12 protein-coding genes and 1 pseudogene are annotated in these 13,376 nt (G+C 33.4%); 5 read left to right on the forward strand and 8 right to left on the reverse strand.

Features of this window, described 5'->3' with window-relative positions; translation table 11 throughout:
- The coding region (locus DMC01_RS10865; RefSeq protein ID WP_142694234.1) for a hypothetical protein at positions 1 to 536 on the reverse strand (536 nt) is incomplete at its 3' end.
- A gap of 569 nt (positions 537 to 1,105) precedes the next feature.
- Between DMC01_RS10865 and DMC01_RS10870 the strand changes: the two genes are divergently transcribed.
- Genes DMC01_RS10870 through trxA form a run of 3 tightly spaced genes read left to right on the forward strand, consistent with a single transcriptional unit; the run spans position 1,106 to position 3,068 of the window.
- A complete protein-coding gene (locus DMC01_RS10870; RefSeq protein WP_142694244.1) occupies positions 1,106 to 2,365 on the forward strand; it encodes a homoserine dehydrogenase in 1,260 nt (419 codons plus the stop codon).
- Positions 2,356 to 2,694 carry a YraN family protein gene (locus tag DMC01_RS10875; protein WP_142694235.1) on the forward strand — a complete coding sequence of 113 codons (339 nt, stop codon included), beginning with the start codon at positions 2,356 to 2,358 and terminating at the stop codon, positions 2,692 to 2,694. The genes DMC01_RS10870 and DMC01_RS10875 overlap by 10 nt, the downstream gene beginning before the upstream one ends.
- 59 nt (positions 2,695 to 2,753) lie before the next feature.
- Entirely contained in the window at positions 2,754 to 3,068 is a 315-nt protein-coding gene (trxA, locus tag DMC01_RS10880; protein ID WP_142694236.1) for a thioredoxin, read from the forward strand.
- A 300-nt stretch (positions 3,069 to 3,368) separates the two neighbouring features.
- Here trxA and DMC01_RS10885 read toward each other — a convergent pair whose 3' ends face one another.
- Positions 3,369 to 4,628: an SLC5/6 family protein gene (locus DMC01_RS10885; protein ID WP_142694237.1), complete on the reverse strand. Its 1,260-nt coding sequence runs from the start codon at positions 4,626 to 4,628 to the stop codon at positions 3,369 to 3,371.
- A 517-nt stretch (positions 4,629 to 5,145) separates the two neighbouring features.
- On the reverse strand, positions 5,146 to 5,376 hold the full coding sequence (locus DMC01_RS10890) for a hypothetical protein (protein WP_142694238.1): 231 nt from the start codon (positions 5,374 to 5,376) through the stop codon (positions 5,146 to 5,148).
- 121 nt (positions 5,377 to 5,497) lie between these two features.
- Here DMC01_RS10890 and trxB point away from each other — a divergent pair, with 121 nt between their 5' ends.
- Together trxB and DMC01_RS10900 are read left to right on the forward strand one after the other, a co-directional pair.
- Positions 5,498 to 6,436 carry a thioredoxin-disulfide reductase gene (trxB, locus tag DMC01_RS10895; RefSeq protein ID WP_142694239.1) on the forward strand — a complete coding sequence of 313 codons (939 nt, stop codon included), beginning with the start codon at positions 5,498 to 5,500 and terminating at the stop codon, positions 6,434 to 6,436.
- A gap of 456 nt (positions 6,437 to 6,892) precedes the next feature.
- Positions 6,893 to 7,072, forward strand: coding sequence for a hypothetical protein (locus tag DMC01_RS10900; RefSeq protein WP_142694240.1), 180 nt, complete (start codon positions 6,893 to 6,895; stop codon positions 7,070 to 7,072).
- A 966-nt stretch (positions 7,073 to 8,038) separates the two neighbouring features.
- On the opposite strand, the gene DMC01_RS10905 is transcribed toward DMC01_RS10900, so the two are convergent.
- From DMC01_RS10905 to DMC01_RS13725, 5 genes and pseudogenes are all read right to left on the reverse strand, one after another.
- Positions 8,039 to 9,280: a hypothetical protein gene (locus DMC01_RS10905; RefSeq protein WP_142694241.1), complete on the reverse strand. Its 1,242-nt coding sequence runs from the start codon at positions 9,278 to 9,280 to the stop codon at positions 8,039 to 8,041.
- A gap of 11 nt (positions 9,281 to 9,291) precedes the next feature.
- Complete coding sequence (locus DMC01_RS10910; RefSeq protein ID WP_142694242.1) at positions 9,292 to 12,288, reverse strand: hypothetical protein; 2,997 nt, start codon at positions 12,286 to 12,288, stop codon at positions 9,292 to 9,294.
- Positions 12,285 to 12,890 carry a hypothetical protein gene (locus DMC01_RS10915; RefSeq protein ID WP_142694243.1) on the reverse strand — a complete coding sequence of 202 codons (606 nt, stop codon included), beginning with the start codon at positions 12,888 to 12,890 and terminating at the stop codon, positions 12,285 to 12,287. Before DMC01_RS10915 ends, DMC01_RS10910 begins: the two co-directional genes overlap by 4 nt.
- Positions 12,877 to 13,017, reverse strand: coding sequence for a hypothetical protein (locus tag DMC01_RS13720; RefSeq protein WP_185908879.1), 141 nt, complete (start codon positions 13,015 to 13,017; stop codon positions 12,877 to 12,879). The genes DMC01_RS10915 and DMC01_RS13720 overlap by 14 nt, the downstream gene beginning before the upstream one ends.
- A pseudogene (locus tag DMC01_RS13725) lies at positions 13,017 to 13,376 on the reverse strand (hypothetical protein); the annotation flags it as partial. The gene DMC01_RS13720 and the pseudogene DMC01_RS13725, both read right to left, overlap by 1 nt.

Here is a 13,376-nt window from a genome sequence, read left to right on the forward strand (position 1 = left end):
CCTATTAAAATAGGGCTAGTTAAAAAGCTATCAGATCGAACAATGCTAATTTCCTCAAAAGAAAATTTAGAATCTATAAGATACCATTCAAACTCCAGCTCCATAGGCACAAAAACGCTGCCAAAGCGGACATCAAAAAATCGCTGTTGTTGAGATTCACTAAATTCCGCTTTTGATAAAAGCTCTTTGACAAAGTCATAATTTATGTTGTAATCTACTTTGAAGCTAGTGATTTCTCGCTCAATGGTTTCATCTTTCATTTGTTTTGGAAAATCTTTAATGCAAAGGAAGGCATAATTTACATAGGGATTATTTTGTGGAAAAAATATTAAATCAATGTTTTTGTTATATTTCACATCAAAGCTCCAAGAGATACGAAGCTTGCCTTTGAAATTTAGGGTGCTGCCAATTTGTTTAAGCTCATAATCGCCCCTATAAGCACTTATGAGCGTTTTAATCAAATTATAAGTTTTGCCTTCATTTTGATATGGCTTTAAGGATTCAATCTTAGTTTCAAGAGGAAGATATCTTATCAACTATGCTCCTTTTAGAATTTTAAAATGCTTATTTGTCAAACAAAAATGCTTTAAAATATAAACAGTGCAAAAATTATCATTTAAATTCTAGCTAAATTCACTTTGGATTATTGTAGTAATTTTAGCAAGATCCTTTAAATTTTACTCTTACACATAAATTATATCTAAGCAAAATATAAGCCTTTGCTTTTTAGGATCTTAAAAATAGCGAAATGAATTTTACAAAGCCTTTGAGTTTTTTTCTTGCAAGTAAGCTTATTTTCACAGTTTAATACAGCCTATCTAAGCATTATATGTTTATAACAGTTGCTATTTAAAAAAGCAATAATTTGTCGATTTGTCATTGTTTGTGTTTTTGCTTATAAAAACTGCAACACAGTTTTGCTAAAATTTAACCTTACAATGTTTAAATTTTTACAAAAAATTCGCTAAAAATTCATAGAGCTTTGTGAATTTTTTAAGCAAATTGTGTGAATTTTTTAAATTTTTGTCAAAAAATTCACAAAATTTAGAAAAATTCACCTAAAAAATTCAAAGAAAGACAAAAAATGAGTTTAAAAAAAGATAGCATAAATGTTGCCCTTTTGGGTTATGGCACGGTGGCAAGTGCTGTGTGCGAGGGCTTGCTTAAAAATGAAAGCCTTATCAAGGCTCGCTGTGGGGTAGCCATAAAGCCCGTGGTAGCAGTAGCTAGAACGCCAAAGCCAAATGCACCCATTCCTATAAGCACAGACTTAAACGAGGTGCTAAAAAGAGAGGACATAGACATCTTTGTCGAGCTTATGGGAGGCACGGATACTGCATTAACAGCGGTTAAAGACTTGTTAAAACGCAAAAAGCCCGTAATCACCGCAAATAAAGCCATACTAGCTCATCATCGCTACGAGTTAGCAACACTTGCAAGGCATAGCTTTTTTGGCTACGAAGCAAGCGTGGCTGGGGGCTTACCCATCATTCGTGTGCTTAAAGAAGGACTTTGTGCGAATGAAATTACAAGCATCTTTGGCATACTAAATGGCACTAGCAATTATATTTTAAGCTCTATGAGTAAAAGTGGCACGAGCTTTGAAGCAGCCTTACAAGAAGCACAAGGGCTAGGCTATGCAGAAGCTGATCCAAGCTTTGATATAAAGGGCTTAGACGCAGCTCATAAGCTCTTAATCCTTGCTAGTTTGGCATTTGATTTACGCACGAAGCCCGAAGACATTTTAATTGAGGGCATTGAGGATATTTCAAAGGATGATATGTATTTTGCAAGGGAGTTTGACTACGAGATAAAGCTCTTAGGCATTGCAAAATGCGAGAAAAACTCAGTAGAGCTTAGAGTGCATCCTGCTATGATAGATAAAAATAAAATGCTAGCAAAGGTTGGCGGGGTGATGAACGGCGTTAGTGTGGTGGGAAATTTGCTTGGAGAAAGCCTATATTACGGAGCAGGAGCAGGAGGGCTTGCAACGGCAAGTGCTGTGATAAGCGATTTGATGGACTTTGCAAGATCTAAAAAGCCAAAAACTGCTATGCTTGGCTTTGAAAAAAAGCCCAAATTCACGCTTACTCCAAGGGATAAAATTTACACGAAGTATTATTTGCGTTTAAAGGTAGAGGATAAAATCGGCGTTTTAAGCAAGATTACGCTTTTAATGAGTAAGGCTGGCATTTCTGTGGATAGCTTTTTGCAAAAGCCAAAGGCAAAAGAGCCGCACAGCACTCTGTTTTTCACCACTCATCACAGCTTTGAAAGGCAGATTGAGGCTTTCTTAAAAGAGCTTTCAAAGCAAGACTTTGTGAAAGCTAAGCCCTTTATGATGCGTATTGAAAAATGGGATTAAAGCAGTATTTAAGCGGAATTGTAGGCGAGGATGAGGCTTGTGCTTATCTTAAAAATCAAGGCTTTGAGATAATTGAGCGAAATTTTCACTCCAAATTTGGAGAGATTGACATAGTGGCAAAAAGAGGCGAAATTTTGCATTTTATAGAGGTTAAAAGCACGGCAGGCAATTATGAGGCAAGTTATAGGCTAACAAGGTCTAAATTTGAAAAGCTTTTAAAAACTGTGAATTTTTATTTGCTAGAAAAGGGGCTAAATTCAGACTTTCAAATGGATCTACTTTGCATTTATAAAAACAAAACCGATCTTAGAGAAAATATAAGTTTTTAAGTTTTTTATAACCTTTTTTTGTTAGAATTAGCTACACAAAATTTTAAAAAGGAGAAAAAATGGGTAAGTATATAGAGCTTAATTCAGCCAATTTTAGCCAAACTGAATCAGGCGTATCATTGGTTGATTTTTGGGCACCTTGGTGTGGTCCTTGCAAGATGCTTTCCCCCGTCATTGACGAGCTTGCAAACGACTTCGAGGGCAAGGCGAAAATCTGCAAGGTAAATACCGATGAGGAGGGCGATCTATCCGCTAAATTTGGTGTTCGCTCCATTCCAACCCTTGTCTTTTTAAAAGACGGACAAGTTGTAGATACTCTCATTGGAGCACAAAGCAAACAATCCATTACCGATAAGCTTAACGCTTTGTTGTAAGTTATCAAACTAAGTTTAAGTGCTTAAAGCCGCTTAAACTTAGCCCTCTTAACACTAAATAACACCCCTTTAAAGCACTTTAAATTCAAACAAATCATCTTTCAAATTCATCTTAGCAAATCTGATTTTCATATAAGCTTTGCTGTTTTTAGCAGCTAGTTCTTTAAAAGCTTTCTTTGTAAATTTTTTGCCTTTAAGCTACTAGCACATAATAATAACAAGGCTTAAAAATTTCTTCAAAAGTTGAATGAACAAGCTTAGATAGCAAGTCTAAATTCAAGCCTTAATTTAACATTAAGCTTACAAAAGCTTATAAACCACGCTTGTGATGGTTAAAAGCCCTGTGATTAGCACGAAGCAATCCACAAGCTTGTTTTGCCATTTTTTCATAGAAGCTACTGTATAAAGTGCAATAACAGGCATTATAAACAAAATAGCTGCGATTACAGGTCCTCCTAAATCCTCTATAAAGCCCAAAATGCTAGGATTTATGTAGGCAACAAAGACTATGCTTACAAACATAAAGGCTGTTGTAAATACATTAATAGCTCTTAAATTTGGGGTTTCATTTCCAGCCATTTTAAGCCCCTTGCGAATGATGCCCTTTAAGCCCTCAGCTGCTCCAAAATAATGTCCAAAAAAGGAGGTTACAATGGCTAAGAAGGCTACAAGAGGAGCCCCATAAGAGATTAGAGGATTATCAAATTTGTTGGCAAAGTATGATAAAATAGGGATGTTTGCCTCTCTTGCTGCAGCAAAGTCCTCATTATCAAGTGCTAGTATGCAAGAAAAGACAAAAAACATTATGAATACAAGCAACATTAAGGCTGTTTTAAAGAGTATGCTATTTGCCTTTTGTCCTGCTTGTTCTTCGTATTCTTTGCGAGTGCTAAGAGCAAAGGTTGAAATAGCTGGGCTGTGATTAAAGGAAAATACAAGCACGGGCAAGGTTAGCCAAATTACCACAAAAAAGTCTTTCGCACTTGGCATTGAAGTGATTAAATCAAGCTTCCAATGAGGGATTAGATATAAGGAAAAGCCAAAAAGCACGGCACAAAGAGGATAGACAAGGGCTGTGCAAATTTTAGTGATTAACTCCTCTTTCAAAAGCATCACAAGCATCATCGCTGCTACTAAGACAAAGGCCAAAATAGCTCGCACGACTGGGTAAAGTTCTTTGGTGCTAGCATCATAAAGGGTGCTTAAATTTAGCTGATTTATGAAAAAATTGCCAAAGGTATTTGTAATACCAACCCCATAAGCAAGGCAGATGGGATAGATGGCAAAGAAATAAAGCACTGTTATTAAAATACTAAGCCTTCTGCCCCAAAATTCCTCAGCAGCATAGGTTATATCGTGATCCTTACTCTTAGAAGCAAGGACAAAGCGAGCCAAGGCAAGATGAGAAAGCCATACCATAGGAAAGATAAGCACAGTCATAGCCACCACAGCCCAAAAGCCTCCAGTTCCAGCCCGAATAGGCAAAAACAAGATCCCAGCCCCAACAGCAGTGCCAAAAAGAGAAAAGATCCAATAATAATCAAAGCCCTTGTTTTTCATCATAGCTCCTTTTTAAATGCTTAAATTCACAAAGCCTTGTGTATAAATTTGCTTATTAAAATTAAGCCTAGCTAAATTTATCACAAACTCATTACAAATACCCTAAATTCAAGGCTTGAAAGCATTTTAACACAAAATTCAAGCAAGTTTAAAAAAAATATTAAATTTTAAGAAAAACTTAGATAAAAGGTAACCTTTATTAAATATAATGTTAGACGGTTTTCAAAATTTTGAGCATAAAAGCCTAAGCTTGTAAGTTAGGCAAAATTGCAAGGTAAAGATTAAAAGCCTTGAATTTACAGCGATTTGATTTGTAAATTTAAGGCTTTTAAAACTTAAATTTCAAAGGAAGGCTTGAATTTAAAGCTTTGTGAATTTTAATAAAGCTTGTAGCAAATAAATTCAAGGCTTTGAATTTGCAAGGATTTACCTTAGTAAATTCAAATGCAACTGTTGAATTTGCAAATTTTGCTATGTTTAAATCAAAGCCTTGAATTTTGAGTTTATTTTGTGTTTTTTAAGCTGTGAATTTTGAGATGAAATTTGTGCAGCAAATGAATTTAAAGCCTTGAATTTGCAGTGTTTTGGCTTGTAATTTATAAGCATTTGAAATGCTAAATTTTGCTAGCCTTGCTATGTTTAAATCAAGCATAAGTTTTGTGAGGGATTTTTTATGACAAAATTCAGGTTTTGCTTGAATTTTCGCCTTAATCTTAACATTTGCTGTGAATTTTAGTGCGAAATGCATTGCATTCGCAAGTGTAAGCAGATGGGATTGTAAAGCAAAGATCAAGTATATCTAAGATAAGCGATGATTTTTACAAGTCGCTTAAAAAGCAGTGCACAAACAATGTATCAAAGGAGAAACAATGTTAGATTTAGCGATTATCGGAGGTGGTCCAGCAGGACTTGCCGCAGGACTTTATGCCACCAGAGGAGGGCTTAAAGAGGTTGTTATGTTTGAAAGGGGTATGCCAGGAGGGCAGATCACCTCAAGCTCTGAGATAGAAAATTATCCCGGAGTTGCTCAGGTAATGGACGGCTTATCCTTTATGAATCCTTGGAACGAGCAGTGTATGCGTTTTGGCTTAAAGCACGAAATGGTAGGCATTGAAAGGGTTAGTAAAAATGAGGACGGCTCCTTTAATATACTAATCGAAGGAGGTAAGATCCAAAAGGCTAAAACCGTCATCATTTGTACAGGCTCAGCTCCAAAAAGGGCTGGCTTTAAGGGAGAGGATGAGTTTTTTGGCAAAGGGGTTAGCACTTGTGCTACCTGCGATGGCTTTTTTTATAAAAACAAAGAAGTAGCAGTACTTGGTGGAGGCGACACAGCCATAGAAGAGGCCTTATATCTTGCAAATATTTGTGCAAAAGTTTATATAATCCACAGACGAGATGGCTTTCGTGCAGCACCCATAACGCTTGAAAAGGCAAAGAAAAACGACAAAATCGAGTTCATCACAAACGCCACCATAGACGAGGCTTATGGAGATGCGAGCGGACTTTTGGGCTTGAAAATTCGCTTAAAAGATGAAAGCTTGAGGGATTTAAAGGTGCCTGGGGTCTTTGTCTTTGTAGGGCTTAATGTGAGAAATGAGGTTTTAAGACAAGAAAATGGGGAGTTTTTATGTGATATGCAAAGTGGGGGGCAAATGAGTGTGAATTTAAAGATGCAAACAAACATTGCAGGGCTTTTTGGTGCAGGAGATATTAGACAAGATGCTCCAAAGCAAGTAGTTTGTGCGGCAGCAGACGGTGCTGTTGCTGCTTTGAGTGCTATGTCTTATATAGAATCCCTTCATTAAAGGCAATTTAATTACTTCCTTGGCTAAGTTAAGCCTAAGTAACTTAACTTAGCCCTTCAAACTTAAACTATCAAATAGGCTAAATTTAATTTGACATCTTTAAGAAAAATTCAAAACAGTATCGCTTTTACATAGAGCTTGAATTTTTAGCATAATTTATTAAAATTCAAAAGCGACTTGTTTATGTTAACCATACTTTCAAGCTTATTTTAAAGGCTTTTTTACAAAAAGGCATTAAACTTCATTTAAACTGAGTAGATTTAGCAATTTTTTTTGTTATACTGGACGAAGTTAAGGGGAAGCATCTTAGCTTTTGTCTTGTCATACTGAGGCAAAGCCGAAGTATCTCAAAATAACGCAAAGTTTGTCATACTAAGGCAAAGTATATCAAGAAAATCCAAAGATATTTGGGCTTTGCCTCAATCCGTGCTTCAATCCTTAGGATTTGCAAACGAAGTGAAGTCAGCATATGACAATGTGGCTCAGGGTGAGAATATAAAAGAAAATTCAAAAAATTCTAAAATTAAAAATTCATATGCTAAATTTACCCACTCTTTAAATATCCACCCAACGGATTGTAAGCCTTGCGAAGCAAACCACCTTAGCACGGCAGATGACTTTAAATTGTCCTACTAAGCAAAAAGTTCTTAACTTAGACTAAAAGATGATATAGGCATTGACAAGAGGCTAGGAGCTAAGCTTTTAAGCTAGCTTTGATTTAGAGCTTAAACTTGAATTTAAAGTTAAGCTTGAATTTAAAAGACTTACAAGCTTTTAAAGAAGCTTCAAGGCTTGAAAGGATTTTTAGTTGAAAAAGGCTTTAAAAGCTTTTTTAGCTGAATTTAAAGAGCAAAAAAGGCTTTAAATGGAATTTAAAAAAGTGAAAATGCTTGAGATAATTTGAAAGATTTAAATTCAGTATAAGCTTGAAAAATTCAAATAAACTTAAAGGCACTTTGAAAGGCTGGCAAGTTAAAAAAGTTTGAAAACAGTTTTAAAAGGATTTAAGGCTTAAAGACGGCTTTGAAAGCTTGAAAGCTAAGAATCAGTTTTAATATTTTAAAGTTTGAAAGCAGCTGATAGTTTTCATAAGCTTTTAGCTTGAATTTAAAAAGTTAAAAGGCTTTCATTTAGCTTAAATTTAAATTACTTTAAATGTTAAATTCACAAAGCATTCTTTAATATTTAACTCAAAGCTTAAATTCGCAAAGTGCTTTTTTGAATTTATATTGAAAGCTTAAAAGTTTTTCTTGAATGTAGGCTTTGGACGCTTGGCGTTTTTCTTTACTTTAAAACTTTTCAAAGCAACTTTTTTGTGAATTTAAATTTAAATAATTAAAATTTGAAAGAATTTAAATCTAAACAATTTAAACTTGACAAAATTCAAACTACAAATAATTTCAAATTAAAAATTTAAGCCCACAGTTTTCAAGGGCTTTCAAAGTCTTAAGCTCAAATTTAAAGCCTTTACTCAAAATTCTTTTAGAAAACTAACTTTAAATTACTTAAAAAGATTAAGAAACACTTCATCGCCGCAAATTTTTCTATTTTGCTTTTATCTTTTAAACCTTCAAACCCTTCTCTTTTAAGCTTTTTAAACTTTTATTCTAACTCTAGCTCAAGCCTAGCCATCATTTCTTTACTCCAATGTTTAGGAGGCTTTTTTGGATAGTTTCTTTGATAATACTCTACAAAGCTATCTTGATTATCTTTAAGCTCAAAATAATAATTTCCTAATGGGGAGGGCTTAATGTGCTCATCTCCAAAGAAGTCTAAATTTGGGGTTTTAAAGGCATAGCCTATAGATTTTGGCAAATTAAGCCACAAATATTTTTCACTTGTAGGAGAAAAATTAGGACCATAATATTGAAAAAATGCCTTATAGCCCTCTATATATCCTATTTCGTATTCGCTAGGTATGATATTTGAGTAAAAAAGATCTATTTGTGTTTTTGCATAGTTTTTTTCTTTTCTATAAGGATTTGGCATTTTTATGTTTGGGGATTTTAAATTCATCTCAGTATGCTTTTTATATGCACCTAAATTAAATAAAAGCTTATTTTCATCTTGGTATTTGCCCTCATCATATGGTATGGTAAAGTCCTTTAAACTCCACACCAAATACGCATAAAAAAGCTCGTTAAAATAAGGAATCAAAAGGGCTTGCTTTTGTGTTTTCATATAATCAAGAGCAACAAGCCTTGCATAATATTTAGGAAGCAAGGTTCCATCAAATCCCCACTCAAACATATCCTCTTGCAAGATGCCTAAATTCAGCAAGCTTTTATAGCTTGCTTGAGTTGGCATATAGGCTTTGATGCCCTCTTCTTTGTTGATGCTATCTATGTAATTTTTAATAAGGCTAGTGTTAAGTTTGTGAAGTTCTGTGAAATAGCTTAGAATTTGTTCCTTACTTAGGGTGATGTTATTTTTTGTGCGGTAATAATAAATCTTTTGATGTGCTATGCTTTCATCACTTCCTTCGCATATTCTTAGATCATATATGTTTTTACATTGAATGATTGATTTAAAGGGCATTTTGGGGTTTGGATTTTTTTCATTTAGCCAAAAGCTATTTAAGCCCTCAAAACTAGTTTCTGTGATTTGTGAGGGGAGATAATGTGGGATCAGATTGCTATCTTTGTTTTTTTTAAAACTAAGCTTACCTAGATACAAAGTAGCTGTAAAATCACAAATGCTATCATTTATGCCCCTTAGATACCTAGGCTCTAATCTATCAGTAAGGCAAAGGATCTTAGTGGCAATTCCTAAATACACACTTTTATCCTCTCTTATATTAAAAACAACATTATCCTTGCTTGGTTGAATTCTTTTTAGCATCATAGCCTTATCCTTTATGGCAATATTTTGGCAATTTGCATTTCTACATATCTAGGATCTCTTTCGCTTGGTTGAATTTCATAGGCATTTTGCTTGGTATTTACAGTGCAGCCTACCTTAACTGCTTCATCAACCTTGCAGCTTTTATAAAATCCATCAAAGATTGTGGGGGCTGTATTGATATAAAAATACTTGCTATAATGTAGATATTTTTTCAATATGCTAGTATCATCTGCCTTATATTTTGTTTCTATATACAAATGCCTTAGCTCGTGAAATACAGTTTTTAGCACTTCTTTAAGATCTAGATCTAAATAATCCTCATTGATATAAATTATACTTGCATAATAGTAGCCATAAGCATTTTGTGCATTAAAAAATACAAGATCTTCTAAGCTTAGTTTAAATTGCTCACATACTGTCTCTGTCAGGCTTTTTATGAGATCTTTTTTTGAATTTTTATTATTTTTTAAGTTCTTGAGTTGCTTGTATTCATCTATGAAGTTAGGATGATTGTTTGAGCTAGATCTTTTTTTGAGTATTTGTTTTGAGTTTTCTATGAAGTCCTTTCTATCTTTTACATACTCGCCGTTATCGCCTTTAACACTCCCCACAAAGTCCTCATTTGCAAGATCAAAGCCCTTATAAAGAAAAGCAAGCTTTCCTGCTAGGCTTGGATAGGCTCTAAGATAATCAAACAAAGGATCAAAGCTTGAATTTTCATTTGCGTATCTTGCTTGATGTTTTTGATAAAATTCGCTGAATTTATCTTTATTTGATCTTAAAAAATTCACAGCCTCTTCTAAATTACATATTAAATCAAGCTTATTCCAATAAGGCAAGGCTTCTTTTGTAGCACTAGCTAAAAGCCCATCATTGCTCTTTTGTGCTTCTATCTTGGCTAGGCTAAATTTAAAAGCCTTGTAGTTTTGATCTTCTTTTCTCTTAGCCTCTATGATGCTATCCTTTGAAATTTCTCCTATTTTAAATTTTGTGTTGATTATTAAATGCGTGTTTTTATATATATCAATATCAGCCGTGCTAGCAAAGATGATAACATAAGCACATTCTAGTAAGGGCAGATGAAAGCCTATTTTATCATACATTTGATGTTCATTAAAATACCCACTTAGATCAAAAAGAGGGCTTAAATCATATTTAGCTAGTTTTTTATCCTTAAAAAGATAAAGCTCATTTTCGTCTTTAAGGCTTAGATAAGCCCAGTTCAAAGCCCTTGTAGCCCTCATATCATCCCTTAATCTTGCTTTTAATTCTATATAAGTTCCTGGGGCAAAGGGGTAAGAGGGTGCTTGGCTTGTATTAAAAGAATTTTGTGTTTTGTGAGAATCATCTTGGTTTGCATCAAAAGAATTCTTTGTGATATTTGCAAAATCTTGGCTTGTCTTAGAATAATTATTTGTTGCATTAAAAAGTTCTTGTGTTTTATCAAGGAAATTATTTGTTAGCTTAGAAAAATCTTGCCTTGCATTAAAAGCATTCTGTGTTTTATGAGTAAGTTCTTGTTTTGTATGAGAAAAATTCTTTGCCACATAAAAAGAATTCTGTGTGGTTTTAGAAGAAGTTTGTGTGGCATTAAAAGACTTTTGTGTTGTGTGAGAATCATCTTGGTTTGTGTCAAAAGAATTCTTTGTGATATTTGCAAAATCTTGGCTTGCATTAAAAGCATCTCGCGTTTCTTGCAAACTAGGATCTAAGATATAATGTATTTTTATTTTCTCTTTTGCCTTTTTAATCTCTCTTGTTTTAGGATCTAGCTCCCATTCTACATACTCTAAAAAGCTAAGCTCTTCTACAAGATTTATATCATCTTTAACTTTGGCATCCTTTTTTTTAAAATAAATTACGGCTTGGTGATTTGCATAATTATTAGGACTAAGTATCTTTTGAGTAGCTTGATTTTGCTGTGAATTTTCCTTTGCTAGATAAATTTGCTTTTGCTGTGAATTCTTTGAAGCTTCCTTTGCTAGATAAGCTTGCTTTTCTTGTGAATTTATTGAAGCTTCTTTTGCTAGATAAACTTGCCTTTGCTGTGAATTTTTTAAGGTTTCCTTTGCTAGATAAAAAGGCTCTTGCTCATACTCTTTATCATCTATTAAGCGGACATTAAAAAAATCCCCTCTCTCATCTTCATTTATCACAAACAAAGCCTCTCCTTTATTGTTTGTAAGCCTTTTTAAACTTTTTTTAGAATCTATATTGATAAGTTCTATGTGCTTGTTTTTTAAAGGCTTTAAGCTAGCATAATCTTTAATGAGAAGTTGAAAATTTCTTGTTTTGTTGCTTTTTGGGTGAGGGTTTGAGTAGGAGGTGGTGTTAAGGTAGTTTGGAAAGGCATGCAAGAGCGCATCTAGACACTTAGAGTTTTCATCTATACTATTTAAAATTATTTTTAATTCTTCTTCGTTGGGATTTCTTAGTGTTTCTTGTTCATATTGGTTTTGAAGCTTAAATATATTATTTTTTAAGTACTGATATAACTCATCAATTTCTAAACTATCGTAAGCATCGCTAAGTAGAGCTGTTGAAAAATATCCTACTCCAGCTAGAAATAACACTCTACCAGCCCCAGCTACAAAACCACTTGTTGCACCTATTACATTGCCTATTGTTGGCGCAATAAAATCTGCTGCTGTGCCAATTGCAGCTGTAACAAGTGCTTCATTTAAGATCTTTGAGGCTATTCTTGTAGCCGCAAAATTAACTATTAGATCAAGATGTAAAACTATAAAATTTTTTAATTCAGAATTGTTTGGATTTCCTTGCATTGAAACCGCGTTAGGAATTGATCCTACAATAGTAATAAAAAGTTGAATTTTTTTGCTTGAATACAGATCTAAGGCCCAAACAGCATTCCTTATAGCATTGATTGCACTTGTTAAGGTGCTTGCGTCATTAGATACCTTAATTTGATCATTAATTTGCATATGAAAGCTTAGCTCATCTTGCTGAGTTATGATTATCTCATCGCTTTCATAAACCGTTTTTATCATTTTCTATGCCTTTTAATATATTCGTAAAGTTTAAGTGTATCCTCATTTTTTTTAATAGTAACATTTATCACTGTGCCCTTATGCCAAATATGCAGATAATAAGTCTCACTAAGATTGACATAAAACATAGGACTTTGAGTTTTATCTAAGGAGCTTAATATAGAACTTTCATCCCATTTGTAAGATAATTTGCCATATACACGGTGATACAAGGTGAAACAAGTCTTACTTAGCTGAGCTTTATAATACCAATCTTGCAAAGAAAGCTTTAATAAATAAAGAAAAATGCCTATTCCAAGCAAGATATCTACAATGCAAAAACATATGCTAAGTATAAAAGAGCCTATAAGAGTAAATATATGTAAAAAATCACTTTGTATATAGCATTCATATATAATTGCTTCGTCTGTGTATCTTGTATGATAAAAAATACGAAAAAAGCCAAAAATACTGATTAAAATAATAAATGTTCCTAAAATTTTTAATGCATATGTTGGAAAAACCCAATGATATACAAGGGATAAAATGATTATAAAAGCACAAAGTAGAACAAGGACAATTTTTAAAAAAGCAAATAAGAGCTGTAATTTATAATTTCGCATAAGCTTTGTCTCTTTGAATTCTTTTTAACTCATACTCACTTATACAGTCAAAGAATTCTTTGTTTTCTTTATTTACATTAAGTATATCATTAGGAGTGTAAGATATTGCTATGCCGTAAATGTTCATTATTTTTTATCCTTGCTCAATGGGTATCTAAAAGCATATATCCAATTTCTATGTCCTCTTGAAATGATCTTATCTACACTATATCCCATTTTAGAATCTAAGTCTTTTAATAGTACTGAAATATTATTCATTCCAAATTTATTAAATTGCAAACAAAAATATGCCACTAAATATCTATCATAAAAGATATGTTTGCTGGTATCAAAAATCACAGGTCGTACAAAGGATAAATTCATTGTTTTTTCAAATGGTGCTGTTTTCATCAATGCCAAGTTATCTCTATTGAGCTTAATATTGCCAAAAATTCTATACTCCAAAATAAGATATTCTTCAAACAATAAAATGCGTTTAAGTAAAAA

Origin of the sequence: Campylobacter troglodytis (genome assembly GCF_006864425.1) — a bacterium.
Lineage (GTDB): Bacteria > Campylobacterota > Campylobacteria > Campylobacterales > Campylobacteraceae > Campylobacter_D > Campylobacter_D troglodytis.

Bases quoted from the DNA above. Each gene is read 5' to 3' on its own strand.
- DMC01_RS10915 (WP_142694243.1), bottom strand. From the start codon at position 12,890: ATGCGAAATTATAAATTACAGCTCTTATTTGCTTTTTTAAAAATTGTC.
- DMC01_RS10875 (WP_142694235.1), top strand. From the start codon at position 2,356: ATGGGATTAAAGCAGTATTTAAGCGGAATTGTAGGCGAGGATGAGGCT.
- trxB (WP_142694239.1), top strand. From the start codon at position 5,498: ATGTTAGATTTAGCGATTATCGGAGGTGGTCCAGCAGGACTTGCCGCA.
- DMC01_RS10885 (WP_142694237.1), bottom strand. From the start codon at position 4,628: ATGAAAAACAAGGGCTTTGATTATTATTGGATCTTTTCTCTTTTTGGC.
- DMC01_RS13720 (WP_185908879.1), bottom strand. From the start codon at position 13,017: ATGAACATTTACGGCATAGCAATATCTTACACTCCTAATGATATACTT.
- DMC01_RS10890 (WP_142694238.1), bottom strand. From the start codon at position 5,376: ATGCATTTCGCACTAAAATTCACAGCAAATGTTAAGATTAAGGCGAAA.
- trxA (WP_142694236.1), top strand. From the start codon at position 2,754: ATGGGTAAGTATATAGAGCTTAATTCAGCCAATTTTAGCCAAACTGAA.
- DMC01_RS10910 (WP_142694242.1), bottom strand. From the start codon at position 12,288: ATGATAAAAACGGTTTATGAAAGCGATGAGATAATCATAACTCAGCAA.
- DMC01_RS10905 (WP_142694241.1), bottom strand. From the start codon at position 9,280: ATGATGCTAAAAAGAATTCAACCAAGCAAGGATAATGTTGTTTTTAAT.